At 59.5% G+C, this 26,386-nt stretch carries 23 protein-coding genes; 16 read left to right on the top strand and 7 right to left on the bottom strand.

Features of this window, described 5'->3' with window-relative positions; all coding sequences use genetic code 11:
- Window positions 1–136 precede the first annotated feature (136 nt).
- The gene (locus NLK58_RS05530; RefSeq protein WP_341582223.1) at window positions 137–1,624 is read right to left on the bottom strand and encodes an amidase family protein; all 1,488 of its coding nucleotides are present in this window, start codon (window positions 1,622–1,624) and stop codon (window positions 137–139) included.
- A 44-nt stretch (window positions 1,625–1,668) separates the two neighbouring features.
- Window positions 1,669–2,676 carry a hypothetical protein gene (locus NLK58_RS05525; RefSeq protein ID WP_341582222.1) on the bottom strand — a complete coding sequence of 336 codons (1,008 nt, stop codon included), beginning with the start codon at window positions 2,674–2,676 and terminating at the stop codon, window positions 1,669–1,671.
- A gap of 291 nt (window positions 2,677–2,967) precedes the next feature.
- Between NLK58_RS05525 and NLK58_RS05520 the strand changes: the two genes are divergently transcribed.
- A complete protein-coding gene (locus tag NLK58_RS05520) occupies window positions 2,968–4,617 on the top strand; it encodes an autotransporter assembly complex family protein (protein ID WP_117617631.1) in 1,650 nt (549 codons plus the stop codon).
- Window positions 4,614–8,375 (top strand): translocation/assembly module TamB domain-containing protein, encoded by a 3,762-nt coding sequence (locus NLK58_RS05515; RefSeq protein ID WP_341582221.1) that lies wholly within the window; start codon window positions 4,614–4,616, stop codon window positions 8,373–8,375. The genes NLK58_RS05520 and NLK58_RS05515 overlap by 4 nt, the downstream gene beginning before the upstream one ends.
- A gap of 2 nt (window positions 8,376–8,377) precedes the next feature.
- On the opposite strand, the gene NLK58_RS05510 is transcribed toward NLK58_RS05515, so the two are convergent.
- The 3 genes from NLK58_RS05510 to NLK58_RS05500 are packed head-to-tail and all read right to left on the bottom strand — an operon-like array spanning window position 8,378 to window position 10,830.
- Complete coding sequence (locus NLK58_RS05510) at window positions 8,378–9,064, bottom strand: SIMPL domain-containing protein (RefSeq protein ID WP_117617630.1); 687 nt, start codon at window positions 9,062–9,064, stop codon at window positions 8,378–8,380.
- A gap of 31 nt (window positions 9,065–9,095) precedes the next feature.
- Window positions 9,096–9,836, bottom strand: a complete 741-nt coding sequence (locus tag NLK58_RS05505) for a gamma-glutamyl-gamma-aminobutyrate hydrolase family protein (protein WP_117617629.1) — start codon at window positions 9,834–9,836, stop codon at window positions 9,096–9,098.
- On the bottom strand, window positions 9,829–10,830 hold the full coding sequence (locus tag NLK58_RS05500; RefSeq protein WP_117617628.1) for an amidoligase family protein: 1,002 nt from the start codon (window positions 10,828–10,830) through the stop codon (window positions 9,829–9,831). The genes NLK58_RS05505 and NLK58_RS05500 overlap by 8 nt, the downstream gene beginning before the upstream one ends.
- A 219-nt stretch (window positions 10,831–11,049) precedes the next feature.
- Here NLK58_RS05500 and lexA point away from each other — a divergent pair, with 219 nt between their 5' ends.
- A complete protein-coding gene (gene lexA, locus NLK58_RS05495; protein WP_117617627.1) occupies window positions 11,050–11,658 on the top strand; it encodes a transcriptional repressor LexA in 609 nt (202 codons plus the stop codon).
- A 42-nt stretch (window positions 11,659–11,700) separates the two neighbouring features.
- Complete coding sequence (locus tag NLK58_RS05490; protein ID WP_341582220.1) at window positions 11,701–12,192, top strand: SulA-like leucine-rich domain-containing protein; 492 nt, start codon at window positions 11,701–11,703, stop codon at window positions 12,190–12,192.
- A 4-nt stretch (window positions 12,193–12,196) separates the two neighbouring features.
- Here the strand turns inward: NLK58_RS05490 and NLK58_RS05485 are convergent, their stop codons facing one another.
- Window positions 12,197–12,457 (bottom strand): hypothetical protein, encoded by a 261-nt coding sequence (locus NLK58_RS05485; protein WP_117617625.1) that lies wholly within the window; start codon window positions 12,455–12,457, stop codon window positions 12,197–12,199.
- Window positions 12,458–12,508: 51 nt separating this feature from the next.
- The gene (locus NLK58_RS05480) at window positions 12,509–13,021 is read right to left on the bottom strand and encodes a hypothetical protein (protein ID WP_341582219.1); all 513 of its coding nucleotides are present in this window, start codon (window positions 13,019–13,021) and stop codon (window positions 12,509–12,511) included.
- Between the two features lie 274 nt (window positions 13,022–13,295).
- Between NLK58_RS05480 and NLK58_RS05475 the strand changes: the two genes are divergently transcribed.
- From NLK58_RS05475 to NLK58_RS05420, 12 genes are all read left to right on the top strand, one after another.
- Window positions 13,296–13,625: an SOS cell division inhibitor gene (locus tag NLK58_RS05475; RefSeq protein WP_341582218.1), complete on the top strand. Its 330-nt coding sequence runs from the start codon at window positions 13,296–13,298 to the stop codon at window positions 13,623–13,625.
- 70 nt (window positions 13,626–13,695) lie between these two features.
- Window positions 13,696–15,147, top strand: a complete 1,452-nt coding sequence (locus NLK58_RS05470) for a sigma-54 dependent transcriptional regulator (RefSeq protein WP_117617622.1) — start codon at window positions 13,696–13,698, stop codon at window positions 15,145–15,147.
- A gap of 231 nt (window positions 15,148–15,378) precedes the next feature.
- On the top strand, window positions 15,379–16,617 hold the full coding sequence (locus NLK58_RS05465) for a PAS domain-containing sensor histidine kinase (protein WP_117617621.1): 1,239 nt from the start codon (window positions 15,379–15,381) through the stop codon (window positions 16,615–16,617).
- Window positions 16,618–16,629: 12 nt separating this feature from the next.
- Entirely contained in the window at window positions 16,630–18,081 is a 1,452-nt protein-coding gene (locus tag NLK58_RS05460; protein WP_117617620.1) for a sigma-54 dependent transcriptional regulator, read from the top strand.
- Window positions 18,082–18,333: 252 nt separating this feature from the next.
- The gene (gene fliE / locus NLK58_RS05455) at window positions 18,334–18,702 is read left to right on the top strand and encodes a flagellar hook-basal body complex protein FliE (protein WP_341582217.1); all 369 of its coding nucleotides are present in this window, start codon (window positions 18,334–18,336) and stop codon (window positions 18,700–18,702) included.
- A gap of 15 nt (window positions 18,703–18,717) precedes the next feature.
- Window positions 18,718–20,418, top strand: coding sequence for a flagellar basal-body MS-ring/collar protein FliF (gene fliF / locus NLK58_RS05450; protein ID WP_341582216.1), 1,701 nt, complete (start codon window positions 18,718–18,720; stop codon window positions 20,416–20,418).
- Window positions 20,411–21,454 carry a flagellar motor switch protein FliG gene (fliG, locus tag NLK58_RS05445; protein WP_117617617.1) on the top strand — a complete coding sequence of 348 codons (1,044 nt, stop codon included), beginning with the start codon at window positions 20,411–20,413 and terminating at the stop codon, window positions 21,452–21,454. The genes fliF and fliG overlap by 8 nt, the downstream gene beginning before the upstream one ends.
- A complete protein-coding gene (locus tag NLK58_RS05440; protein ID WP_341582215.1) occupies window positions 21,454–22,347 on the top strand; it encodes a flagellar assembly protein FliH in 894 nt (297 codons plus the stop codon). Before fliG ends, NLK58_RS05440 begins: the two co-directional genes overlap by 1 nt.
- Entirely contained in the window at window positions 22,328–23,719 is a 1,392-nt protein-coding gene (gene fliI, locus NLK58_RS05435; protein ID WP_341582214.1) for a flagellar protein export ATPase FliI, read from the top strand. The genes NLK58_RS05440 and fliI overlap by 20 nt, the downstream gene beginning before the upstream one ends.
- Window positions 23,719–24,162 (top strand): flagellar export protein FliJ, encoded by a 444-nt coding sequence (gene fliJ, locus NLK58_RS05430; RefSeq protein WP_117617614.1) that lies wholly within the window; start codon window positions 23,719–23,721, stop codon window positions 24,160–24,162. The genes fliI and fliJ overlap by 1 nt, the downstream gene beginning before the upstream one ends.
- Window positions 24,163–24,284: 122 nt before the next feature.
- Window positions 24,285–24,590: an STAS domain-containing protein gene (locus NLK58_RS05425; protein ID WP_341582213.1), complete on the top strand. Its 306-nt coding sequence runs from the start codon at window positions 24,285–24,287 to the stop codon at window positions 24,588–24,590.
- A gap of 24 nt (window positions 24,591–24,614) precedes the next feature.
- Window positions 24,615–26,378, top strand: coding sequence for a fused response regulator/phosphatase (locus NLK58_RS05420; protein ID WP_341582212.1), 1,764 nt, complete (start codon window positions 24,615–24,617; stop codon window positions 26,376–26,378).
- Window positions 26,379–26,386: the final 8 nt, after the last annotated feature.

The following is a 26,386-nucleotide window of genomic DNA, read 5'->3' as shown; positions in this document are numbered from 1 at the left end:
CGGAAACTGCGACGCTTGCAGGAGTTACCGGAACTACGGAAGTCTTTTCCGGCCATCCGGACTTACTCCTGTATTTCCGGATGATCTTGGCTTACTTCGGCCCGGGTCGGTAGCCCTGAAATTCCCGGAATCCCTCTCACAAACCCTCCGGCTTCACAAACCCTGCCAGCCCGGCCTCCTCCAGCAACCGCGCAAACCGGATCGTGGTCAGGTCCATCCCCGGCGCACCGATGACCTGCACATTGAATGGCAAGCCATCCTTGGTACGCCCGATGGGTACCGAAGTGGCCGGCAGGCCCAGCAGGGTGGCGAAGGCGATCCAGCAGAACTGGTCCATATAGGCCCGTGGCTGGCCGGCGACGGTGATGCGCCGCTTGAATACCGGGTGGCTATGGTCGTGCCGGATGGCGGTGGTGGGTGTGACCGGGGTGAGCAACACATCCACCTCCCGGAACAGGGATTCGATTTCCGCCCGCATTTTCTCCCGCATTTCGCTCCAGGCCATCCACTGGTAAACGGGCTGATTCACACCTCGCCCGTATTCACCGATAAACGGGGTCATGGGTCCGAGAAACTTCAGCCAGGGTTCGAGCCGGGCGATCCATCTCATCTGCCGGCGCTGGGCGGGTTTCAGGGAGGTGCTGAGCAGGCTGCCCAGCAGGTTGAAGTAGGCGGGCAGGATATGCTCCAGGCTGAGCAGGGGGTGGCTGGCTTCGGTCACCAGGGCGCCCCTGTCGGCCAGGGACTTGCCCAGGGTGCGATAACCCCCGGTGAGCTCATGCTCCACTGGGCACAGCGGATCCTCCAGCCATAAACCGACCCGGGCCTGATCGAGGGTCTGCAGTCCGGACGGCGCCATGTTCAGGGCCCAGCTGCGCTCCTCCGAGGGCCGGGGCCCGGCAATGACCTTCAACAGCAGCTCGAGATCCCGGGCATTGCGGGCCATGGGGCCGCCCTCGACCAGATCCGGTCGGGACTGGGTGCCGGGCGGGCCGGGAATGTGGCCGCGGAAGGAAACCAGCGAGCGCGTGGGCTTGTGGCCGAACACTCCGCAGAAATGCGCAGGTGTGCGGATGGAGCCGGCCAGATCACTGCCCACTTCCAGGGGCGTCATGCCGGCCGCCAGTGCCGCAGCGGCACCACCGGAGGACCCGCCGGGTGTGTGGGCGGGGTTGTGGGGGTTGTTGGTTACCCCAAACAGCTTGTTGTAGCTCTGCAGGTCGGTGGCATAGATCGGCACATTGGTCTTGCCCAGTATGATCGCCCCGGCGTCCTCCAGGCGTTGCACTACATCAGCGTGGGTTTCCGGCCTGTGGTTGCTGAGCGCCGGCGCACCTGCGGTACAGGCCATGCCTGCCACTTCCCAGGTATCTTTCAGGGTAAGTGGTAAGCCATGCAGTGGGCCCTTAACAGTATTTGCCGCGCGTTGCTTATCCGCTTCGCGGGCGCTGGCCAGTGCGCTGTGTTCATCCAGCGCCACAATCGCGTTGATGGCAGGGTTCTGGTCCCGGATTCTGTCCAGTAAGGCGGTAACCAGTGCTTCGCTGGTCAGGGTCCCGGCCTCCAGTTGTCCCAGGAGTTCATGGGCCGGCTGATAGTGCAATTGAAGGTGCAGTGCATCCATGAGTGCTCTCTTTATTGTGGATTTAACGGACAAATACCGGTTGCTCAGGGCAATTCATCACGCCAGTGTTTTACTTTCACCTGTCCCTTGATGGCATCGATGACTTCAATAATCAGGTTGATCAGAGCTTCGTTCTGAGCCTCATCTTCCCGTGCCTCACCGGGGTTTGGCAGGAAAACATTGACAATGTCCTCAATGAAGGCGTGATTGGAGGCCGAGGCGAGGTCTTCCAGAATCTGGTGGATGACATGGGCAACGATGTCTCCCACGGCCTCTTCAAGGGTTTCCTGGATGGTGGGGCCAACCACCGGCAGAAATTTCAGCCGTGACAGCTCCAGATTCTGTTTAAGGGCATTATCGACCCTGTCCTCCAGATAGCTTCTGAGGGCGCCGCGGTTGGGCACATACCCCTCCTGGGCCGCCTCGGCAACCCGCCTGGAAATCCAGTCGGACAGCATGTCGCGCCGGGGGTAGAGAATGTCCAGTTGTATCTTTTCAAACAACGGAGACCCGCGCTTGACCTCTTCCTGCACACCGCTGAGCACCTTGAGTACGATCCGGTCCGACAGTTCTTCCATAAAGGCTTCGTAGTAGAAGTTAACGAACCGGTAGATTTTGGTGTTGGTAACATCAATGATCTTGTACTGATGCAGGCGGTAGATGATGGAGATCACCCGCAGAATACGAAGGAACCGCAGGCTGCCAACGGGGATACAGCCCACCAGGTCGTACCAGTGGATAAAGGGGTAAAAATACCAGCGGTCATAGATCCTGGCCTTGATGGCGTAGCCCCAGCGGACGAAAAATTCGGTCAGGAAGATGGCAACGAAGATCAGATCGTAAAAAATGAATCGTTCGTGGATCGGCTGGTAGAGGGACTGGATCGCCGGTGCCTGCTCTTTCAGCAGATTCTGAATGGCGACAAAGCTGTAGATCGAGTCCCAGATGATAAACGCCAGGTTGATAATCAGCAGGCCCAGCATCAGGAAATCGATGATGAACCAGATGAGCTGGTGGCTGGATTTGAGGTTGTCCCGATTTATCTTCAGCATTCGCCAGGGTCCGGTTTGTAGCTAAGTATCTGACAGGTTAGCTTATTTCAGCGCCACAAACGACTCGCCCTGACGCCAGTGCCCGGAGGCCGTTCGGCCAACGGCGGATTAACTTGACCGTGCGCCATTAAACTCCCACGCTTGAACGGAAATCCTTCTTGTTACCACCAACACTGAAATAGCCGGATGCTATCAATCTACCAAGCTGTGAATTCGGGCCGGATCCGGCTTTGTGTGGCTCTGCTTTTCTGCATACCTGCGTGGGCTTCCGCGCAACAGGTGGACGTGCGGATGGAGGGGGATTACCCGGACCTCAGGAAAAATGCGGAGGCTTTTATCGGTGAAGTGGAAGGCCGCAGTGCCGGAAATCTTCGCCGGTATGCGCCCACGGCGGTCAGTCAGGCGCGGCAAGCGTTGCGGGCTCTCGGCTATTACAGCCCGACGATTGATTGGCAGCTTAAGGAAGGTGACGCGGACACAGCCGCAAAGCTTGTATTGACCATCAGTCCCGGAGAGCCCGTGAGGGTCACCTCCCGGACGGTTGAAATCAGGGGCGCGGCGGCGTCCGATGAGCGGTTTGGCGCCGATCTCCCGGTTACCCCCGCGGAAGGCGATATTCTCAATCACGGCCAGTATGCAAACCTCCGGGACACCATCCAGACACGGGCCCGCCGCCGGGGGTATTTTGATGGCAGGTTTGTCACCCGCACCCTGGAGGTGGACCCGGCAACCCGGAGTGCTACTGTCACCCTGATTTATGACAGCGGCGAGCGGTACCGTCTCGGCGAGGTCACGTTTGAGGAAGACCACTGGTTCGAAACCGGTCTTCTGAGGCAGTTCGTCACCTTCGAGCCGGGTATTCCCTACCATTCCGACGAAATTGCCAGACTCAACAGCAACCTGCAGAACAGCGGCTACTTCAGTGGTGTGGATATTGACGCCTCTCCGGCCCGTGCCGAAAACGGGACAATTCCGGTGCGCGTTGCGCTCACCAGGCGGGAGGCTCGCTCGGTGGCGGCGGGTGTCGGCTTTTCGACCGATGTGGGTCCCCGTTTCCGGGGCACCTGGAGGGAACACTGGATCAATCCCATGGGCCACAAGCGCGGTGCCGAGACGGAACTTTCGGTGCCGAGACAGAACCTGAGCACCTGGTATGAATTGCCGCTGGATCCGCCGATGACAGATCTGATCCGACTCACCGCTGGCTATCAGCGAGAAGATATCGAGAATGTCGAATCGGAACTGCTGACCCTGGGCCAGCAGTGGCAGCATCAGCTTGATAACGGCTGGTTGCAGGTGTTGTCTTTGCGCTGGGAGGGTGAGCGTTTCAACATCGGAAACGATGAGAAAGGCACGAGTACGCTTCTTCTGCCGGGGGCCGGGTACTCCAGAATTCATACCGACTCGCCGCTGGATCCGTCCCGGGGATACCGGTTGCAGTTCGATGTCACGGGTTCCCACCGGGCAGCGTTGTCCGATGTGGATATCCTGCACGTGAATGCTCTGGCAAAGGGGTTGTTTACCCTGGCGGACAAACACAGATTCCTCGCCCGGTTTCAGGCGGGCTTGGTGGCTACCAACCGGTTCGAGGATGTGCCGCCGTCGTTGCGGTTCTTCGCGGGGGGGGACCAGAGTGTCCGCGGGTATGGCTATGAAACCCTGTCGCCGGAGAACGATAATGGTGTGCCGGTGGGCGGGCGTTACCTGATGGTTGGCAGTGGCGAGTACCAGTACCAGTTTGCCGACAAGTGGCGTGCAGCCCTGTTTGTGGATCACGGTAACGCGATCAACGATTTGAGCGACCCACTGGCGACCGGCGCCGGTGTTGGCATTCGCTGGATCAGCCCGGTCGGGCCGCTGCGGCTGGATATTGCCAAGGGGCTGAACCCCGAGTTTGGCGGGGACTGGCGCATTCACTTTTCCATGGGGCCCGAGCTGTGACGCAGACACCGGAAACATCGGCAGACAACAATCAGGCGCCGCAGACCAGACCCCGTCGCTTCCGGTTCTGGCTGCTTCTGGGTCTGGGCATCTTGCTGCTGGTGCCCGTGTTACTGCTGGCGGCTGTTCTGCTTGCCCTGCGATCGGAGACGGGTACTGCCTGGGTGATTGACCAGATTCCGGGCTTGCAGGCCGAAAATGACCGCGGCTCGCTGTTTGGCCAATGGCAGGCCGATCACCTGGAATGGCGGGGTTATGGGGTTGAGTTGATTGTCGAGGCGCCGCTGGTGGACTGGTCGCCCTCGTGCCTGTTCAGTAAGCAGTTGTGCCTGGAAATGCTGCAGGCGGAAAAGCTCGAGGTTACCCAGCTGCCTCCGGCCGAAAAATCCGGGGCTGGTGGGGTAATATCCCTGCCTGGAGTTGATCTGCCCCTGGGCCTGAAAATCAGCAACGTAAGAATGGGGCCGTTCAACTTTAATGGCACCAGGATATGGGACCGGTTTGAACTGGATGCCGGTGGTTCCGGGGCCGACTGGAACATTGATCATGCCTGGTATCAGCTCGATGACACCACCGTTGCTGTGTCGGGACGGATCGAAACCCGCAGGGAGTGGCCCGTCAGTCTGCAGGTTACGGCAGATCTGCCGCCACCCTACGGTGACGACTGGACCCTGGATGCCACGCTTTCGGGCAGCGTCCGGGATTTGATGGTCACGGGCAGCAGTCGTGGTTATCTGGATGCCGAACTGTCGGGCAAAGTCGAGCCGCTTGATCCGGCGCTGCCAGCGCGGATCAGGGTGACTTCGAAGCAGTTCCTGGCGGTTGAGGCGCTGCCCGCGACCCTCACGCTCAAGGACTGGTTTGTCGAAGCCAATGGCAGTCTGCGGAAAGGCTTCCGTACCCTGGGGCAGGCCAGACTGCCAGGTACAACCGGACCGGTGCAGCTTTCTCTGGAGGGCCTGGTGACTGCTCGGAGTGCAAAGAATATCCGTATTGAGCTGGCCACTGACAGGGAAGCCGGGACAGATCAGGATACCGTAGTGGCGACAGGTACTGTGGACTGGCGCCAGGGCCTGGCTGCCAATGCGGATTTACGATTGCGCGGGTTTCCCTGGTATACCCTGGTTCCCGGCCTTGAACCACCAGCGGTTTTGCTTCGCTCGCTGGATGGCTCGGCGTCCTGGCGCGAGGGAAGCTACCACGCGGAACTGACCGCAGGTGTTGATGGCCCTCAGGGCAGCGCCGAAATATCGACTACCGTAGACGGCGACACGCAACAAACCACACTGACCGATCTGATGGTCAGCACCGGCGCCGGTTCCCTGACCGGCAATGGCTCGGTGAATTTTTCCGGGCCCCTTGCCTGGCAGGCGGCGCTTCGGCTTGAGGGATTCAATCCGGGGTACTGGATGCCGGTTCTCGAAGCCAGTCTCAGCGGTGATGTAACTACCGAAGGGCAGTTCCGGGACGGTTCGATCCCCGCCATGAATGCGAGCTGGAGCCTGGAGGGTGACTGGCGCACCCATCCGGCTGTCCTGGCAGGCCGCCTTGATACCTCCTCAGGAAGCTGGGAGCTGTCGGGCCTGGAAATGTTAATAGGCGACAACCGGTTAGAGGGTAGTGGGACCTGGGGCAACGCCATTCGCGGTGACCTGGCCCTGAGCATGCCAGAGCCCGAAGCATTACTGTCCGGCCTGGCGGGGCGTCTGGAGGCGAAGCTGAAGGCAGGAGGTACGCTGGAAGACCCGACCGGAGAGCTGACGGCAAATGCCCGTGACCTGCGCTGGCGGGACGAATTCTCTTTAGAAAACCTGAATCTGGAGGCGCGCCTCGAATCTGGCCTTCGGCTCATGAGCCAGGTGGAGGCGGGTAACCTCCGCGCATTCGGGCAGGAACTGGAAACGCTTGTCCTGGAAGCGAGTGGCAAACAGGAACAGCACAGGCTGACCATCAGCGCCAGCCACACCGAGGCAAATCTGGAGCTCGGATTTGAGGGTGGCGCCGGGGCGGATTGGAGGACCTGGCAGGGGGCGCTGTCCACGGGTGTTATCGCCCTTCCCGGGCAATCCCAGCGCTGGCAACTGGAATCGCCGGCGGCTCTGGACTACAGCGCAGGAGGCGAGCTTACCTTTGGCAATCACTGCTGGCGCTGGCAGCAGAGCGCGGTCTGTGCTGACGATCAGACACTGCTTCCCGTGCCCCGTCTTGCCTATCGTATAGACCGGTTCCCGGCGCAGGCCCTGGCGCCGCTGCTGCCGGAGACCCTGCGCTGGAATGCCCGGATAAACGGAGAAGTCAATTTTACGACGACCGATGCCGGACCTGATGGGCGGATCTTCCTTGATGCCGGAGACGGCGAGTTTCAGTTGCTGGTGGATGGTGAATGGGAGTCCCTCTCCTATGATGCGCTGACAACTGAGGTTGGTCTCAAGCCCGGGCAGGCCAGTCTGGCGGCCCGTCTCTCCGGCCCGAAGCTGGGTGACTTTGCCCTCGATATGGCGATGGATCCAAACTCGGAAGATCGTATTGTCGACGGAACCTTCCAGCTCGACGGGCTCGATATTGCCCTCGCCGGTCTGCTCTCGGGACTCCAGGAAGTTGCCGGCCGGGTGGATGGGAGAGGCCGTATCTCAGGCCCCCTGATGGGACCCGCTGTAAACGGGGTGCTGCACCTGACCAACGGCAGGGTGTCGGATCCCCGGCTACCAGTGCCAATGGAAGAGGTGGTTGCCAGCCTTGATTTTGCGGGCTATTCCGCCAAGCTCAGCGGCCGGATTCAAAGTAATTCCAGAAGCCGGACGATCATCGATGGTGAGTTTGACTGGCAGCAGGCACCCCGGGGTGAAATCACCATTTCCGGCAGCCGTTTGCCGTTTAACCTGGAGCCCTATGCCCAACTGGAGGTGGAGCCTGATCTCACTATTGCGTTCCGGGAGGGCTCCCTTCAGGTGTCCGGAGCCATTGGGGTTCCGAGAGGCACTATTGAGATCAAGGGATTGCCGGCGCAGGCGGTTTCGGTGTCGGAGGATGAAGTCATCGTGGGGGTTGAACGGGAGGCGCCCGTTGTTCGCTCCCTGAACATGGATGTCAAGGTTGTGGTGGGCGAAGACAAGGTCACGTTCGCGGCATTCGGGGTAACCGGTGATCTTGAGGGAACTCTGCGGATCGGTAATGACATGGACACGCGCGGCACACTTCAGTTGGTTAATGGCCAGTACGAGGCTTATGGTCAGGAGCTTGAGCTGAGGCGGGCCCGACTGCTGTTTGTCGGTAATCTGACCCAGCCTTATCTGGACATTGAAGCAGTGCGGACCGTTGATACGGTTGTTGCCGGCATTCGCCTGAGCGGACCCGTGCAGTCGCCCGAGACGGAGGTCTTCTCCAATCCCGATATGCCGCAGACAGACGCGCTGTCCTATGTCATTCTGGGCAGGGCACCCCAGAGCCGGGGCGATGAGGGGCAGATGAGCCGGGCGGCGCTGTCGCTGGGGCTGACCCAGGCGAACAAGGTTACAGGGCAGATTGGTGAGGAGTTTGGCATTCGACAACTGACGCTCGAGGCAGAGGGTTCGGGTGAGCAGACATCGGTGGTGGCCAGTGGCTATCTGACCGATGAACTGAGTGTCCGGTATGGCGTGGGGATTTTCGAGCCGATTACTACCGTCGCGCTGCGGTATGACCTTGGCAAGAATATTTACCTGGAAGCCGCCAGTGGTCTGGCGGCTTCTCTGGATATCTTCTATACCCGGGATTTCTGAGCTCAGTCCAGCTCAAAGGTGGCACTGACCGAAGCCCGGATTTCCCGTTCACCCACGCTGGATACAGTATCCGACATTGCTTTGGCTTCCGCCATCATCATTGGCACGGGACGATGGCCGCCATTGACGTTGATGGTTACGACATCCCCGCAGGTCTGGTCCAACTGGCCTGCCACGAAACTGCAGCGGGCTTTGGCGTCGGCAATGGCCCTGGCCAATGCCTCCTGTTCCAGGCCCGTTTCATCGGAGTGGAAAAACTGGTGTGGCCCCAGGCTATAGTCCAGTCCCAGGGCCTGAGCCTGCTGCAACAAGGGGTTAAGCAGCGTCAGGTCATTGATGCTGAAGCTGATGGTCTGGGAGGCCACGGCCTGCTTTTGCGGATCTTCGCCCCGTGCTTCGGGGGGCAGGGTGCGGGTATAAAGGTGGACGGTGGAGTCGGAATATTCCCCGAGCTGGTCCCGATAGCGGCGGATGCCGTCTCGCCATTGGGCCACCAGAGCCGCCACCTGTTCCGTCGCCTTCCGCGGGAGTGCATGTTCGGCGCTGGCGGTAAACTGAAGCCGTGCACTGTCCGGCTCATAGCGAACACTGCCCTCGCCGGTAAGGGTGACTTCCCCCGCCAGGGTCAGAGCCGGCACCATCAGTGCCAGGGTAAGAAGACAACGGGACTCTTGGTTCCGTCCGGCCATGGAAGTTCCTCCTGTGCATACAGCATTGATATCAGGCCTCGCCGGTATCCGGTTCCAGGCGTGCCAGTTTGAATCGGCGGGCGGCGTCCACAAAATTGCGGAAGATGCGTCTGTGCCCACTGTGGTAAAGCAAATACTCCGGATGCCACTGAATGCCCATCAGCCACTGGCCCCGAGTGTTTTCAATGGCCTGAACAAACAGATCGTTGTCGACGGCGGTAACGCGCAGGTTTCGGCCCAGGCGCTTGATGGTCTGGCTGTGAATCCGGTTGGCACCGATCACCGGGGAATCCATCACCTGCCGTAGCCGGCTGGGTTCAACCAGACGAACCGTCTGTAGTGGTAACAACAGAGGGCGATGCCGTGTGTTCACTCGCAGAGGTGTCACGTTCTGGCACAGGGATCCGTTGTGGAAAACGTTGATGAACTGGGCGCCGCGGCAGATGCCGAGCACAGGTATGCCAATTCTTTCCGCCTGCTCCAGCAGCGCCTGGTCGGTGGCATCCCGTTTGCGATCATAGCGCGCGGTTACCTGCGACTCCTGGCCATAGCGCTCCGGATGAACATGGGTGCCGCCGGAGAGCACCAGTCCGTCCAGTAGTGAGACGTCCACCCGGGAGCCCGGACGAATGTAGTAGGTCCGGGCACCATGCAGTCTCAGGCCGAGGCCGATCAGCCGATGTGCCAGGCTCTTTCGTGCGGGGCCGCTGATGCCGATGGTCAGTCCCGGTATTTCCGGTTCCCGGCCGGGGGTTTCAGGCGGCTCAGACATAGCCCTTCCTGGCCAGCCAGTCTTCGGTGGTTTCCTGCCAGCTGTGGGTCAGATTATGCAGGTTGAGTTTACCGCCTTCACGGAACAGAGCGCGCATCTCCGACAGATCGTCCGGATTGCTGGCTAATTGTTCGAGCACCACCCAGTCATTCCAAACGGATGAGAAATGCCAGCCCGGGTTGTTGATATCGCAATCCGGAAGCCGGTAATGCAGGGTTGGCCGGCTTTTGATTCTCGGGTCCCGAACGTGGCGATCCAGCCGTTCATGATCGAGATGGGCAAACAGGGGCAGAAGGTCCAGGGCCCTGTTCCGGGTTGGATTGAACTCCAGGTAATCGTCCATCAACTGCGGCAGTTCCGGCTGGTAGTCGTCTTCCATGAGCAGTTCGGTATATCGGCTGTGCCAGGGTTCGATATAGGTCGTGAACTTGCGGCTGACATCAAGCTGGTGCCTGGCCTTGAGCCAGTCGTACAGCAGGGTGAAGGCCTGGAAATAACGCACCAGCGTTGCCGGCCTGAGGTCCGGCAGCTCGGGATTGAGCTGGAGGCCGAAGGCGAAGTAGATCGCCTCACGGCTGCCAAGGGCGCCGGCCTCGCGGAGATTATCGACCAGAGATTCGACCGTTTCCAGACTGGTAAATGGCAGCGGCGGGCTGATGATTTCCAGTGGCACGATCCGTTCCGCGGCGGCATCGATCACATCCATGGCCTGGCCGCCCAGTTCCCGAATCGAACGGGGAAGCCGCTCATCGGCCAGATCAAGCTCCTTGATGGGGGCGGAATCCAGTTCAATCGTGAATTCACCCAGCTCTGTCTTCAGTGTTGTCACGTACCGCGACCGGAGGACCGGTGTTCCTCCCAGAAGCTTTGCGGCAAGAGCCACCAGTTCGTCGTAGCCCAGACCGGACATTTCAATTTCAACGCCAACCCTGCGCTCCTTTCCATCCGCGGTTTTCAGAACATCGGGCATCCTGCAGGCCTTGGTCCGTGTCATGGTGCTCCCTGGTAGGTAGTGAGTCATGGCCCCACCATATCACACCGGCATTGATCGTCATCCTTAAGCACTGGCAAGAAAATCAGGGTGTCGACTTTACACTGGATAAAACACTGTATATAGTCAAATGACTGTATATAAAAACAGGTTGGCCGGCGCCCCTCGGGGCACCCCTCTTTGAAAACGGACATACCGGCCCTGATCAAGCGGAGTCGCTCAATGAAGCTTACAGCAAGGCAGTCCCAGGTACTGGACATCATCCGCCGATACGTTGACGAGACCGGCTATCCGCCCACCCGGGCAGAAATTGCGGCCGAGCTGGGTTTTCGTTCAGCCAATGCCGCCGAAGAGCACCTGCGGGCGCTGGCCCGCAAGGGCGCCATTGAAATGGTGCCCGGGGCAAGCCGGGGCATCCGTCTGCCCGAGGCAGAAGAGGATCTGGGTTTGCCGGTGATTGGTCAAGTGGCCGCCGGCAGTCCGATACTGGCGCAGGAGCACATTGAGGATCACTGCACCCTTCGGCCGGAGTTCTTTTCACCACCGGCTGATTACCTGCTCCGGGTACGGGGTATGAGCATGAAGGACATTGGTATTCTGGACGGCGATCTGCTGGCGGTTCACAGCACCCAGGATGTCCATAACGGCCAGGTGGTCGTTGCCCGGGTGGGTGATGAAGTCACGGTTAAGCGTTTTCGCAAGGAAGGCCCGAAAGTCTACCTGATCGCCGAGAATGACGAGTTTGCGCCCATCGAAGTAGACCTGAAAGAACAGGAACTGTTCATTGAAGGTCTGGGTGTGGGTGTTATCCGTCGCTCTGATCTTCACTGATCAGGCCGGATAACCACGGATTTATTGAGAAACGGGTGAATTATGGAACAACTGAGCTTTAACCAGAATCTGGCATACCAACACAACGCTCTGTCCTGTTCAGTGCCGGCAGCGGCCGCCGGCGAGCGGCGTTCCGTCATTCGCGCCCGACGCACCCCGGACGCCACGGAAGCGCCTGCTGCCGGAAATGTGACTGAAATTATCCTGCCGCAGGGGCAGGTGGAAAACTTCCAGTTGCTGCTGCCTATGCTGACTCAATTGAACCAGGAGAACCGCTGGCTGGCGTGGATTGACCCACCTCAAGCGCTGGTCAGCAAATGGCAGACGATGCACGGGATTATTGCCGGAGAGCTGCTGGTGCTCCGCTCAACCACGGAATACCCTGCGCAGGAACTGGCTGAGCGCGCCCTGAGCGCAGGTACTTGCCATGCGGTTGTCATGTGGACCCGGAAACTGGGCCGTGTCGCCTTCAATTCCCTGCAAAAGGCGTCCGCACAGGGTAACAGTCACGGTGTGGTGTTAAGGCAGCGTTAATCGCTCAGTGCAGGGTGTAGGAGGGCTGGGCGTCCGGGGCGTCCAGTTCGTCGTCTTCCCAGTCGATATCGTGTGCAACATTGCCGACAGCTTCAATACCCGCGGCGATCATCGCCTTGGCAACGGACAGGTCGCGGTCTTCCATCATTTCCCGCGCTTCTTCCGAGAACGAGATCTTTACCAGCGGCGCACTGTCGTCGTCGATGCGGCGCAGGGCATAGTCGCCATTGGTCAGTTGTACAATTTCAAAAAACGATGGTGACATTCAGTAAACCTTTCAGTTGTTGGGATCCGGATAATGGACAGCCTTATGCGCTTACCACTCGCTATGCTGTTCTTCCAGATCGTCGGCAAAGTGTTTGACGGCATTGAGTGTGTTCAGCAACGCCGGGGCAGACCGGTCCGGACCTGAGTCGGCGGATACCGCAATGACATTTTCCGTACTGACCGTTTTTCGGGTTGCCGGCGGCCGGCTCTGGGCCATTTCCAGCTGATCCAGATGGTTCCACCAGCTTCCGGCTCTGTGCTCAATCGCCCGCAGCCGGTTTACTTCGCTGGGCTCCTCTCCGATTGCCTTGGCCAGCTCGTCCAGTGTTGAAGGCTCTTCAGACTTTTTCTGGTATAGCCGGGCAATCATTACCAGCAGCAGGCGTCTGGACCTCAAGAGTAACTCCGTGGCCCCCTGTATCGCCGCTTCGCGACGTAACGCCTGCTCTGCTTCGTTGGGTGCGTGTTCCTCATCCCGGGCCGTTGCACGGTCAAGTTGACCGAGCAATGTCCGGGCAAGGAACAGTTTCTGCGAAACCAGTGAATGCCATTGTGAGGCCATGAAACACCTGCAATCCCGGAACCTGGGCTTAACCCCGGAAAATTAATCCGCCACTATACCATTTCTGACAGAAAAATTCTGCAGCTGTCTTTCGCAAAGGGTAGCGCAAAGGGTAGCGCAAAGGGTGGTCGCAAAGGGTCGCAGAGAGGATTTACAATATCAGTTATTACCGTGAGCCGGTATTCTGGACTACCATGGAAACGACTTACCACCTCAAGGCGGAGCGGTACTGCACCGACGGCCTGGCGCGACGTTGATTTGAAAGGAGAATTCAATGGCAGATCCTCAGGCTCAACTGGAACACCTGGACCGGCTGATGGCAGATCTCGGTCGCGCGCTGGCGGACAGGGACTGGGACGCACTGGCACAGCTGAACAACAAGGTTCAGCCTGCAGTTGAGCCTCTGATGGCTGCCCTGGAGGCTGGAGAGCTGGAACCGGAGCCGGTGCGGCACCGGCTGGAGCAACTGCAGCAGTTTATTGACGCTGCGGATGAATCCGCCCGCACTGCCCGCAAGGAAGCGGAAGCCGGCCTCAAAGGTGTCAACCGGAACCGCAGCGCGGCCAGGGCCTATCAAAACATATCTTCAAATCCGCGAAAATAGCGTCATAAAATTGACTCAGTCGTCCTTACAGTCTTAAATACCGCACAAATCCCTCAAGAGATTCTGTTGAATGTCTAAAAATAACAAAGTGCTGGTGCTGAGCGAGGATGATTCAAGATTGCGGGACATGGTCACCATTCTTGAATTCATTGGTGAGGAGCAGGTCCTTGCCGGCGACGAAGCGAAGGCGCTTTTGAGCAGTGGCGACGAGGAGAGCCTTTCGGATATTTCCACGGCGGTGGTGAACGGCGAAGATGCCGGTGCCGCCGACAACATTACAGCTCTGTGCAAGGCGGTTAAGGGGGTTCCTCTGCTTTTGCTGGGCCATCCGGAGCTCAGGGGCGTGTCCGATGATGACAGCGCCCGTATTATTGCCCGCATAGAATGGCCGCTGAACTATACCAAGTTCGTGGATTCGCTTTACCGTGCGCAGGTCTACCGGGATCAGTTCAGCCGTTCCCGGGAGCGCGGCCAGCAGCGAGGCCTTCAGCTTTTCCGGAGCCTTGTGGGCACCAGTCGCAAGGTTCAGCATGTACGGCAGCTGATGGAGCAGGTGGCCGACAAGGACGTGAGTGTCCTGATTACCGGTGAATCCGGTACCGGCAAGGAAGTAGTGGCCCGCAACCTTCATTATCATTCTTCCCGCCGTGACAAACCATTTGTACCCGTGAACTGTGGCGCCATTCCCGCCGAGTTGCTGGAAAGTGAATTATTCGGCCATGAGAAAGGCGCCTTTACCGGGGCGATTACCGCCCGGGTGGGGCGTTTTGAGTTGGCAGAGGGAGGCACCCTGTTTCTGGATGAAATCGGGGATATGCCGCTCAATATGCAGGTTAAAATTCTGCGGGTTCTGCAGGAGCGCACGTTCGAACGGGTGGGTAGCAATCGCACCCAGTCGGCGGATGTCCGGGTCATTGCAGCAACCCACAAGCACCTCGAGGACATGATTGAGGCCGGGGATTTCCGGGAAGATCTTTATTACCGGCTGAACGTGTTTCCGATCGAAATGCCGTCGTTGCGTGAGCGGGTGGAAGACATTCCCCTGTTGATTAACGAGCTGATCTCCCGGATGGAAAAGGAGAAGCGCGGCTCCCTGCGGATGAATTCGGCGGCGATCATGAGTCTCTGTCGCCATGAATGGCCGGGCAACGTGCGTGAGCTGGCCAATCTGGTGGAGCGACTGGCCATCATGCATCCTTACGGCGTCATCGGTGTGCAGGAGTTGCCCAAGAAATTTCGGTATGTTGACGATTACGATGAGAACCGGCCGGTTGAGGACACCGGAATGCCTTCGGGTATACCCGGGCTGGTGGGGCTGGATGCACCAGCGCTGCTGCCAGTGAACGGGATTGATCTGAAGGACTACCTCTCGAACCTTGAGAAGCAGCTGATCCAGCAGGCTCTGGACGAGGCGGGCGGCGTGGTCGCTCGGGCCGCCGAAAAGCTGCGAATCCGGCGCACAACCCTGGTGGAGAAGGTGCGCAAGTACGGGCTTCGGGAGGAGGAGTCCGAAGAGTCCTGAAACCTTTTTTAGGGGTGACAGCGTTTCCAGCAATGGCGTCAAAGGTTCGTAACCTGAGGCGCCGTTCTCGTTTCTGGCCGACGTAAAATTGTCATCCCCCTTCCAGGTAATTCCCTTTCTGTCTGAAATATATAGAAAAATTCAAGTTGGCACGGTGCTGGCTTAACAACCTGCAAACGAAGCATCCGAACAATACGGCCCAGGCCGATGGGCCGATCGGGGAGTCAGGTTATGAGTCAGGCACAGTTTGTGATTCAGTCCGAAGCGGGCGGCGCAAAGGCCAACGCGGCGGCGGACGTTAACGACAAGGTTACAGCGTTGTTTCCGCAACAGGACGATGAGGCGGTGGATTCCGCCCTGGAACTGTTTAACCGGATGTCGCGCCAGATCACCGACTCTTACCGCACTTTGGAATCCCGGGTTAACCAGTTGTCCGGTGAGCTGACCCAGGAATCGCTGCAGCGCCAGCAGGAGCTGGAGGAAAAGGAGCAGCTTGCAGACCGGTTATCTACCCTGCTCAATGCGCTGCCCGCCGGTGTGGTTGTGCTCGACAGCCAGGGCGTGGTGACCCAGACCAATCCCGCTGCCATCGCCTTGCTGGGGGAACCCCTGGACGGCGCCCGCTGGGTTGATGTGATCCGGCGCTGCTTCGCGCCGCGCCGGGATGACGGCCACGAGGTATCTCTGAGTGATGGCCGCCGGGTCAGCATTGAAATCCGGACCATGGAAAACCAGCCCGGGCAGCTGATTCTGCTCACCGACCTGACTGAAACCCGCCATCTGCAGGCACAGCTGGCCCACGCCCAGCGACTGACCGCCATGGGCAGGATGGTGGCGTCTCTCGCTCACCAGATTCGCACGCCGTTGTCAGCCGCCATTCTTTACGGTGGCCACCTCAGCCAGGAAGACCTGGATGAAGAGATGCGCCAGCGTTGCGCATCCCGTTTAATGTCCCGCCTGACCCATCTCGAGCAACAGGTGCGGGATATGCTGATTTTCGCCCGCGGTGAAACCCGGCTCGCCGAGGAGCTCTCTGCCGGCAAACTGGTTTCCGCATTGGCCTCAGCGGTCGAAGGGTTAAGGCCGGTACCCGGTGCGGAGGTGACCCTCCAGGATGACGTTTCCGACGAGTGCCGCCTGATGTGTAACCGCGACGCTCTTGTTGGCGCCTGCACCAATCTTGTCAATAACAGTCTCGAAGCCGGCGCCAGTCGCGTTGCTGTGCAGGTGGCGGAGGAGGCCGGAGAGCTGGTGATCCGGGTCCGGGATAACGGCCCGGGGTTTCAGCCCGCTGAAGCAAGCCGGCTGGCAGAGGCCTTCTACACCACCAAATCCCATGGCACGGGTCTCGGGCTTGCGGTGGTGCAGGCAGTCGTCAAGGCGCATCAGGGGCGCTTTGCCATTGAATCGCCGGAGCAGGGCGGTGCTGTCGCCACTTTGCGTTTACCGCAACTGCGTAACAAATACTGATCGGAGGCAACCATGGCCAAGGCCCAGATTCTGATTGTTGAGGATGACCATGACCTGCGGGAAGCGCTGGTCACCACGCTGGAGCTGGCGAAGTTCCGTGTCCGGGAAGCGTCGAGCGCCAGTGAGGCGCTGGAGCGGCTGGCGGAGTCCCCGGTCGATATGGTGGTCAGTGACGTCAACATGCCGGGTCTGTCCGGGCATCAGCTGCTGGCTGAGGTGCAGCGTCTTTATCCCGGTTTGCCGATGATGCTGATCACCGCCTATGGCCAGATCAGCGATGCGGTGTCTGCCATGCAGGCGGGCGCCACCGATTATCTGGTCAAACCGTTCGAGCCGCAGTTCCTGGTGGATGCGGTCAGCAAGGTTGTAGGCGGCGGACGCCAGAAATCCGGTGATGAACCGGTGGCTGAAGATCCGATCAGCAAGCGCATGTTCCAGCTCGCCACGAAAGTGGCCAGCAGTGATTCCACGGTGATGATCTCCGGCGAAAGCGGAACCGGTAAGGAAGTGCTTGCCCGTTTCATCCACCAACAGTCCCCCAGGGCCGGTCAGCCATTTGTGGCCATTAATTGCGCGGCGATTCCCGAGAATATGCTGGAAGCGATTCTGTTTGGCCACGAGAAGGGCGCCTTTACCGGAGCCGTGGCTTCTTCGCCGGGTAAGTTCGAGCAGGCCAACGGCGGCACTATTCTTCTGGATGAAATCTCAGAAATGGATCTGGGGCTTCAGTCCAAGTTGCTGCGGGTGTTGCAGGAACGGGAAGTGGAACGTGTGGGCGGTCGAAAGACCATCAGCCTGGATGTGCGGGTGGTGGCTACGACCAACCGGGATCTGGCGGATTACGTTCGCGAAGGCAAGTTCCGGGAAGATCTTTACTACCGGCTGACTGTCTTCCCCATGCATTGGCAGCCCCTGCGGGAGCGGCCGTTGGACATCATGCCGCTGGCCACGTCGCTGCTGAAAAAGCATTGTGGGAAAATGAAGCTTACCGGGATCACCTTTGCACCGGATGCAAGGAACGCTCTGATGAACCATCGGTGGCCCGGGAATGTCCGGGAGCTGGATAATGCCATTCAGCGCGCCCTGGTGTTGCATCAGGGCAACGTGATTCACGCCGGCGATCTGTGCCTGGAGCTTGGTATTACCGGCCGGCCGGATATGCACAGCGCTGCGCCGGCTGAGGTTTCCCAATTCCGGCCGGTGGAGGATGTTTCCAGCCATTACGTGGCTGCAGTGGAACAGGCGCAGCCGCGGCACGATGAAGACTCTGAGGCGGCGGGATCTTTGGGCGATGATCTGAGGCAGCAGGAATTCCGTATTATCATCCAGACACTCCGGAAAGAGCGTGGGCGTCGCAACCGGGCCGCGGAGCAACTTGGGATCAGCCCCAGAACGCTCCGGTACAAACTGGCCCAGATGCGTGATGCCGGAATCGATCTGGATGCCGAGATGGCCATGGCCTGACCCACTGCAAGACGAACTCCTTCACTGGCACCCTTTTGGGTGCCGTTTTTCTTTGTCCTTTCTGTCATGGGCTCAAGTAACTCCCGGCGCGTCGTCAAAAGTCCGTCATTGATCCCCCGGTCTCCCAGAGAATATATCGTAACTGTCTGACGTATAATAATAAATTTCAGTTGGCCTGCTGATTGCTTAATTCGGAGTAACAGAGTCCCAGGAGCAATTCCGTCCGTGGCAGGACGGAGCCAGGAGAGAGTTATGGTTCAGCGCGCCGACATCAACAGTGTTTTGTCCGATATCCGGTCCCTGCGTTCACAAATGATGCAGAACCAGCGAGTCGAGCAGGATCAATCGGTTCGTGGCCGCGTCGACGGCCCCCGCCAGGTTCAGGAAACCCAGGAAACCCCCAGCTTCAGCGATATGCTGGGCAAGGCTGTGAACAACGTGAATGAACTCCAGCAAACCGCGGGTGAACTTCGCACTGCTTACGATATGGGCGACCCGAATGTGGACATAACCCGTGTTATGATCGCCGCCCAGAAATCCTCTGTCTCCTTCGAAGCACTGACCCAGGTACGCAATCGGGTGGTCCGGGCCTACGAAGACATTATGAACATGCCGATCTGATAACGGAGCAGAGTCATGGCCAGCGTACCCGCAGAAACCAACGCCTCCAATGTTCCGGCAGCCCGGGATGGCGACGCGCCGGAGAGCCGGAGCGATCTGTTCCTCGGGTTCAACCGACTGAACCTGCTGCGCCAGATTGGCCTGATGGTTGGTCTTGCTGCCAGCGTGGCACTGGGGCTGGCCGTGGTGCTCTGGGCTCAGGAGCCGAATTACCAGCCTGTGGTGGGGGATCTGTCCTCCTACAACCCGCAGGACGTTACCTCCATCCTTGAAAGCAATGGCATCGACTACAAAATGGACCCGCGCACCGGCGCTTTGCTGGTACCGTCGGATCAGGTCTACAACGCGCGGCTGAAGCTGGCGGCCGAGGGTGTGACCGACCGAAAAACCATGGGCTACGAGTTGCTCGACCAGGAGCGCGGACTGGGCACCTCCCAGTTCATGGAAACCATCAGCTACCGCAGAGGCCTTGAGGGTGAGCTGGCCCGCACCATTGCCAGCATGCGAGGTGTGCGCAATGCCCGGGTTCACCTGGCCATTCCCGAGCGCTCGGTTTTCGTCCGTGATGCCCGGGAGCCCTCTGCCTCTGTGTTTCTTGAAGTGTTCGCAGGCCGCCGGCCGGAGCACGAGCAGATCAGCGCGATTGTGAATCTGGTTGCTGGCAGCATTCCGATGATGAGCAAGGAACACGTGACTGTCGTGGATCAGAACGGCAACCTGCTCACCGGCAAGAAAAGCCAGGGTGATGCTGACAGGATGGCAGATCAGTATGACTACACCTCCAGGATTGAAGAACGGCTGACGCGCAGTGTCGCGTCCCTGATCTCACCGATTGTAGGCGATGGCCGGTATCGGGCAGAGGTCTCCGCGGATCTTGATTTCTCTTCTGTTGAGCAGGCGGAAGAGCTTTTCAATCCGGAGCAGCAAGCCGTACGAAGTGAGCGGGAGCTTACCGAACAGCGCGCGGCCGGGGCCTCGGGCGGGATTCCAGGTGCGCTGGCCAACCAGCCTCCGGCAGATGCGACGGTGCCAGAGCAGGCCGTCGGAGGAAATGGCGAAGGCGCTGCGCCCCCGCCGGTGAATGTTCGTCGCGAGTCGACACGGAATTATGAAATGGACCGCACGGTCAGTTACGTGCGCCAGGAGCTCGGCCGGATCAAACGAATTACCGTAGCACTGGCCGTGGACGACATGAGAGTGGTCGATCCCCAGACCGGTGAGGTCAGCTATGAGCCCTGGCCTGAGCAGGAATTGCAACGCCTGAGTATGCTGGTGCGGGATGCAGTGGGTTATTCAGCGGCAAGGGGCGACAGCGTTACCGTAATGAACACCGCATTCGCACCGGAAGAAACCGTTGAATTCGAGGCCCCGGGATTCTGGGAGCAGCCCTGGTTCTGGGATCTGATGAAGCAGGTGCTGGCCGGGCTGGTTGTTCTGGTTCTGGTGCTTGGCCTGCTGCGCCCGACCCTCAAGAGCCTTTCTGGCGGTGGCCAGCGGGAACGGGGCATGGATTCCGGTGATGGCGGTTATGGTGGTCTGGGCCAGATTGAAGGCGGTGATGAACTGCGCAAGGCCATGTCGTCACAGGATGACCTGCTTTTGCCGGGCGCGACAGACAGTTATGATAGGCAGCTGAATGCACTGAAAGGCCTGATCGCGGAGGACCCGGCGAGGGTCGCACAGGTGATGCGCCAGTGGGTGAACGTCGATGACTGAACAAGCCAACCAGCAGGGCACCAGCGCACCGCAGAAACCCCAGCGGAAGATTCCGAGGGTTGAGCAGGCAGCCATTCTGCTGATGTCCCTGGGCGAGGCCGATGCTGCCGAGGTTTTGAAACACATGGGGCCTAAAGAGGTTCAGCGTGTCGGCGTTGCCATGGCCCAGATGAAAGACGTCAGCAAGGACGACGTGACCTTTGTACTGAATCAGTTTGTCGATGCCGTGGGTGGCCAGACCGGTCTGGGCGTGGGCAATGACGATTACATCCGGGCGATGCTGACCCAGGCTCTGGGCGACGATAAGGCCGCCAGCCTGATTGACCGCATCCTGATCGGCGGCAACACCACGGGGCTGGATACCCTCAAATGGATGGAACCCCGGGCCGTGGGTGACATCATTCGTTACGAGCATCCCCAGATCCAGGCCATCGTTATCTCCTACCTGGATCCGGACCAGGCCGCGGAGATTCTTGGCACACTCGATGAAAAAGTCCGCCTTGATGTGATGATGCGGGTGGCATCGCTGGAGAGCATCCAGCCCCAGGCCCTGCAGGAACTGAACGATATTCTGGAGAAACAGTTCTCCGGTGGCGCTGCCTCCCAGACCAGCCGGATTGGCGGCGTGAAGCGGGCGGCGGACATCATGAACTTCATGGACCGGAGCATTGAAGGCAACCTGATGGATTCCATCAAGGACATGGATCCGGATCTTGCCAGCACCATCGAAGATCTCATGTTCGTGTTCGACAACCTCAAGGAGGTCGACGATCGCGGTATCCAGGCGCTGCTGCGGGAGGTGTCCTCGGAGGTTCTGGTGGTGGCGCTCAAGGGTGCCGACGACCAGGTGCAGGAAAAGATCTTCAAGAACATGTCCAAGCGTGCGGCGGAACTGCTTCAGGATGATCTGGAGGCCAAGGGGCCGGTCAAGGTCAGCGAAGTTGAATCCGCACAGAAAGACATCATTACCATCGCACGCCGCATGGCGGAGGCCGGTGAAATCTCCCTCGGCGGCGCTGGCGAAGAAATGATGTGATGAAAGATTCCACCCGCGACCTCAACCGGATTCCGAAAGAGCAACTGACAGCCTATGAGCGCTGGGAGCTGCCCTTGCTGGATGCGCGTGGCAACGAAGTGGCCAGGGAAGAGGAGAGGGACGTCAAACCCCTGACGGTGGCGGACATTGACGGGATCCGCCAGGCCGCGCGGGAAGATGGCTATAACGAAGGCCGGGAGCAGGGCTATCAGGCCGGGCTCACGGAAGGACGTAAACAGGGCCATCAGGAAGGCCTGGAAACCGGGCTGGCGGAAGGTCGGGAGCAGGGCAAGAGCCAGGGCTACGAGGATACCCGAAAGGAAACTGATACCAAACTTGACCGGCTTGAGCATCTGCTGGGCGAGCTGCTGCTGCCCATCCGGCGCCACGAAGACGAGCTGGAAACCGCCCTGGTTAATCTCACCACCGTTCTGGCCCGGGCGGTGGTCTACCGGGAACTTACTATCGATTCCTCCCAGATTCGGCATGTGGTTCGCCGGGCACTGGATGCCCTTCCCTCCACGGCAGAAAACATCCGCATCCATATTCATCCGGAAGATTGTGAAATGGTCCGGGAAGTTACTGCACGCCTCGAAACATCCGCTTCGGTGATTGAAGACGACAACATCCTGCCCGGTGGCTGCAGGGTGGAGACTCGCCATAGCCTGGTTGATTTCACCGTGGAGAAGCGTTTCCAGCGAGCCGTTCAGAGCATGCTGGACCAACAGATGAGCGAGAGCGAAAGCGGAGAAACCGAAGAACTGGATTCGCTGATGGAGGATCTGACCGGTTTCCATCGCGATGTCCTGAGTTCGCAGGAGCCGGAGGACTCCCGGGAAGGCCCGAAGCCGGTGCCGAACGAAGGTGACGGCGATGACCTCGAACCTCGCTGACCGCCTGAGCCGCTTCAAGGGCTTTCTTGGCAATGAGCCCGAACCGGAGCTATCCGGCCGGCTGACCCGGATGGTCGGTCTGACCCTCGAATGCGTTGGCTGTCCCATGGTGGTGGGTGACCGATGTGTGATCTTTGGCCAGGGTGCCGGCAATGTTGAAGCCGAAGTCGTGGGGTTTGAGGATGACCGGGTTTACCTGATGCCCCTCACCGCGATTGAGGGCCTCAAGCCGGGGGCAAGGGTGGTGCCCCTGTCGGCGGCAAGCCGCGTACCGGTGGGCCCGCAACTGCTGGGCCGGGTGGTCGATGGCAGCGGTGAGCCCCTTGACGGCAAGGGCCCCTTACAGGCGGAAGCCCGGGTGCCCCTGGCCGGCGATATTATCAACCCCCTGAACCGTGCGCCGGTGCGCCAGTCCATGGACGTCGGCATTCGCGCCGTCAATGCCTTGCTGACCGTTGGCCAGGGTCAGCGCCTGGGCCTGTTTGCCGGAAGTGGCGTGGGCAAGAGTATGCTGCTGGGCATGATGACCCGGTTTACCGATGCCGATATCACCGTGGTCGGCCTGATTGGCGAGCGGGGCCGTGAGGTCAAGGAGTTCATTGAGGACATCCTTGGCGAGGAAGGACTTTTACGCTCGGTGGTGGTGGCCTCACCGGCGGATGATTCACCGCTGATGCGCCTGCGCGCGGCCATGCTGACCACCCGGATTGCCGAGTATTACCGGGATCAGGGCAAGCGAGTGCTCCTTTTGATGGATTCCCTGACCCGGTACGCCCAGGCGCAGCGGGAAATCGCCCTGGCCGTTGGTGAGCCCCCAGCGACCAAGGGTTACCCGCCATCGGTGTTTGCCAAATTACCGCAGCTCGTGGAACGAACCGGTAATGGCCGCCCGGGTGGTGGGTCCATTACTGCGTTCTATACCGTACTGACCGAAGGCGACGACCAGCAGGATCCGATCGCCGATGCCGCCCGTGCAATTCTCGATGGCCATATTGTGTTGTCCCGCCGGCTGGCGGAAGAGGGCCATTACCCGGCAATCGATGTCGAAGCCTCGATCAGCCGGGTGATGCCCCAGGTCACCGACACCGAGCATTTCGCCCGGGCCCAGCGGTTCAAGCAGGTGTATTCCCGCTATCAGCAGGCCAGGGACCTTATATCGGTTGGTGCCTACGTGAAGGGTTCCGATCCGGAAACCGATTTTGCCATTACTCACATCGGCAATATGCGACAGTTTCTGCAGCAGGGGCTGAACGAGAGTGCACCGCTGAAAGACAGTATCGAGCAGTTGCTGGCGGTTGTGCCTGAGCGCCGATCTCCTGAGCGGCGCAAGTCTGCCGTACCGAATCCCGCCAGCGGCGCAGGTGACGGCTGATGCTGAGGTCACAGCGACTGGCAGTGGTTCTCTCCCTTGAGGTGCGCAAAGAGCAGGAGGCCCTGGAGCGGATGGGCGAAGCCCGCAAACTGGTTGACCAGCAGCGTGAACAGGTGGAAAACCTGAACCGCTACCAGCAGGAGTATCGCCAGCAGATCCGGAACAGCCAGCAAGGGGTGGTGCAGGTGTCTCGCCTGCAGGCCTGGCAGGCCTTCATTGCGCAACTCGACCAGGTGATCCGGCAGCAGCAGACGCAGCTGGATCAAGCGGAGAAAGTGTTCGAGGTGCGCAAGCAGGAATGGCAGCAAGCCTGGGAGCGGCGCCGTGGCATGGAAAAATACATCGACACCTGCCGACAACAGGAACGCACAGAGCAGGACCTTCGTGACCAGAAGCTTTCGGATGAAGCGGCAGGCCGGGCCTTTAGCCGGCGGCAGCGCTGAATTTTGTCCTGCATCAAGCAAATGCGGATGCAATTTCAGGTCACTCAGCTATCCTTAACCGAAGAAGAGCCGGTGGGTAGGGCCGGTTGAATGCTGCTCTTGACGCCTTTGGAGGTTTGGGAATGCCGATTCAGACGCGCCGCGATAATAGCGGTCGGACCCTTGTTATCAGAATTGAGGGGCGCTTTGACTTCAGCACCCACCAGGCGTTCCGGGATGCCTACGAGCATGGCGATCCGGACATCCGGGGGTATGTCGTAGACCTGTCGGATACAACCTACCTGGATAGCTCGGCGCTGGGCATGCTGTTGTTGCTCAGGGATTATGCCGGCGGCGACAGCGCCCGCATTGTGATTGAGAATTGCAATAACGACGTCCGGCGAATCCTCTCCATCTCCAATTTCGAGCAACTGTTCAACATTCGCTGATGCGTACGAACTGGTGGAGCTCTCATGGATGATGCCGTTGCAGAACACCGCCCACTCAGAATTCTTATTGCCGATGATTCGGACAGCGATCGCCTCATCCTTAAAACCCTTTTAAAGCGCCTGGGCCACGAGGTCTTGGATGCCTCGAATGGCCTCGATGCCGTCTCCCTGTTCCGGCAGGAAGCGCCGGATCTCGTTCTGCTGGATGCCTTGATGCCGCTGATGGATGGTATGGAGGCTGCCAGGCAGATCAAATCCCTGGCCGGCGAACGGCTGGTTCCGCTGATTTTCCTGACGTCCCTGTCCGAAGCCGGGGCGCTGGCCCGGTGCCTGGAAGCCGGCGGCGATGACTTTCTGGGAAAACCCTACAACCGGATCATCATCGAAGCGAAGATCAACGCCTTCAACCGGATGCGGCTGATGCACCAGGCCCTGTCTGACCAGCGGGATCTGATCCGGGAGCGGAACCGGCAATTGACCGAAGAGCAGGAAATTGCCAAGCGGGTATTCGACAATGTTGCTCACTCCGGTTGCCTGGACGCGAGCAACATTCGCTACCATGCGTCGCCGCAATCCATTTTTAATGGCGACGTGTTGTTTGCGTCTCCGAGACCGGCCGGCGGCATGCTCATTTTCATGGGTGACTTTACCGGCCATGGATTGCCGGCAGCCATTGGCGCCATGCCGGTTGCAGAAATCTTTTACGGCATGGCCAGCAAAGGCTTTAACGGCCAGGATGTGTTGCGGGAGATCAACCAGAAACTCAAGCGCATTCTTCCCACCGACATGTTCTGTTGCGGCGCCATGATTGAGGCGGATTTCAAGCTCAATCAGGTTCAGGTCTGGAACGGTGGTTTGCCGGACGGCTGGCTGATTCGCTCTTCGGATGACCGGCAGGCGCTGCCTTCGCGGCACCTGCCCCTCGGTATCCTCGCGCCGGACCAGTTCAGTGCGGAGTTCGAAAGGCTTGGTACCGGCCCCGGCGACCGTCTGATGATGATGACCGACGGGTTTCTGGAAGCCGCGGACAGCACAGGAAACGTGTTTGGCGAGCAGGGTGTGGCTGATGCCCTGGCACATTCCGATAACAGTGAGCACCCGTTTGATATCATGATGTCGGCGGTACACCGGTTTACCGGGGACCTCAAAGATGGCGACGATCTGACGCTCTGTTGTCTGGAAATGAGCGACCAGGCGGGTTTTTCCGCTTTGCCGGACCGGACGGTGCCTTCCTCGCTTGCCGGCCCTGCGGAGTGGCGTTGCAGCTATGAGATCCGGGAGCAGACCCTCGGGGAGTTCAGTCCGCTGCCGCTGCTTCTGCATATCTGCATGGAGGTCCCGGGCCTTCGCCGGCGAAGCGGCGAGATCTATACGCTGCTGGCGGAGCTCTACAACAATGCCCTCGAACACGGGGTGCTGGAACTGCCGTCGGAGTGGAAACATTCCCCGGAAGGGTTTGGCCGTTACTATCTGGAGCGTAAGCGGCGTCTGGGCAATGTCGAGGGCCATTATATTCGCTTTACCCTTCATCATTCCCTGAAACCGGATGGCGGCCGGCTGCGTGTGGTGTGTGAGGACAGCGGACGGGGGTTTGATTTCCAAAGCCATCCGGGTGTCACATCCAGCGCTTACCCCGAAGGTAGTAAGCGATATGCCGGGCGGGGCCTGCTGCTGTTGAAACGTCTTTCTGAATCCGTCAGGTTTCATGAGCAGGGTAATCATGTTGAAATTGTCTATGATTGGCACTTCAGTGGCGCCGCGGCAAACCAGGGCGATATGGCCCGTTAGATGTCATC

It is taken from the genome of Marinobacter metalliresistant, assembly GCF_038098645.1.
In the GTDB taxonomy this organism is placed as follows: Bacteria; Pseudomonadota; Gammaproteobacteria; order Pseudomonadales; family Oleiphilaceae; genus Marinobacter; species Marinobacter metalliresistant.
This window is presented reverse-complemented; position numbering and strand designations above follow the sequence as displayed.

Bases quoted from the DNA above. Each gene is read 5' to 3' on its own strand.
- NLK58_RS05470 (WP_117617622.1), top strand. From the start codon at position 13,696: ATGTCTAAAAATAACAAAGTGCTGGTGCTGAGCGAGGATGATTCAAGA.
- fliG (WP_117617617.1), top strand. From the start codon at position 20,411: ATGACTGAACAAGCCAACCAGCAGGGCACCAGCGCACCGCAGAAACCC.
- fliF (WP_341582216.1), top strand. From the start codon at position 18,718: ATGGCCAGCGTACCCGCAGAAACCAACGCCTCCAATGTTCCGGCAGCC.
- fliE (WP_341582217.1), top strand. From the start codon at position 18,334: ATGGTTCAGCGCGCCGACATCAACAGTGTTTTGTCCGATATCCGGTCC.
- NLK58_RS05425 (WP_341582213.1), top strand. From the start codon at position 24,285: ATGCCGATTCAGACGCGCCGCGATAATAGCGGTCGGACCCTTGTTATC.
- NLK58_RS05420 (WP_341582212.1), top strand. From the start codon at position 24,615: ATGGATGATGCCGTTGCAGAACACCGCCCACTCAGAATTCTTATTGCC.
- NLK58_RS05505 (WP_117617629.1), bottom strand. From the start codon at position 9,836: ATGTCTGAGCCGCCTGAAACCCCCGGCCGGGAACCGGAAATACCGGGA.
- NLK58_RS05525 (WP_341582222.1), bottom strand. From the start codon at position 2,676: ATGCTGAAGATAAATCGGGACAACCTCAAATCCAGCCACCAGCTCATC.
- NLK58_RS05460 (WP_117617620.1), top strand. From the start codon at position 16,630: ATGGCCAAGGCCCAGATTCTGATTGTTGAGGATGACCATGACCTGCGG.
- NLK58_RS05480 (WP_341582219.1), bottom strand. From the start codon at position 13,021: ATGGCCTCACAATGGCATTCACTGGTTTCGCAGAAACTGTTCCTTGCC.
- NLK58_RS05520 (WP_117617631.1), top strand. From the start codon at position 2,968: ATGGAGGGGGATTACCCGGACCTCAGGAAAAATGCGGAGGCTTTTATC.
- NLK58_RS05510 (WP_117617630.1), bottom strand. From the start codon at position 9,064: ATGGCCGGACGGAACCAAGAGTCCCGTTGTCTTCTTACCCTGGCACTG.
- fliJ (WP_117617614.1), top strand. From the start codon at position 23,719: ATGCTGAGGTCACAGCGACTGGCAGTGGTTCTCTCCCTTGAGGTGCGC.
- NLK58_RS05500 (WP_117617628.1), bottom strand. From the start codon at position 10,830: ATGACACGGACCAAGGCCTGCAGGATGCCCGATGTTCTGAAAACCGCG.
- NLK58_RS05475 (WP_341582218.1), top strand. From the start codon at position 13,296: ATGGCAGATCCTCAGGCTCAACTGGAACACCTGGACCGGCTGATGGCA.
- NLK58_RS05490 (WP_341582220.1), top strand. From the start codon at position 11,701: ATGGAACAACTGAGCTTTAACCAGAATCTGGCATACCAACACAACGCT.
- fliI (WP_341582214.1), top strand. From the start codon at position 22,328: ATGACCTCGAACCTCGCTGACCGCCTGAGCCGCTTCAAGGGCTTTCTT.
- lexA (WP_117617627.1), top strand. From the start codon at position 11,050: ATGAAGCTTACAGCAAGGCAGTCCCAGGTACTGGACATCATCCGCCGA.
- NLK58_RS05440 (WP_341582215.1), top strand. From the start codon at position 21,454: ATGAAAGATTCCACCCGCGACCTCAACCGGATTCCGAAAGAGCAACTG.
- NLK58_RS05530 (WP_341582223.1), bottom strand. From the start codon at position 1,624: ATGGATGCACTGCACCTTCAATTGCACTATCAGCCGGCCCATGAACTC.
- NLK58_RS05465 (WP_117617621.1), top strand. From the start codon at position 15,379: ATGAGTCAGGCACAGTTTGTGATTCAGTCCGAAGCGGGCGGCGCAAAG.
- NLK58_RS05485 (WP_117617625.1), bottom strand. From the start codon at position 12,457: ATGTCACCATCGTTTTTTGAAATTGTACAACTGACCAATGGCGACTAT.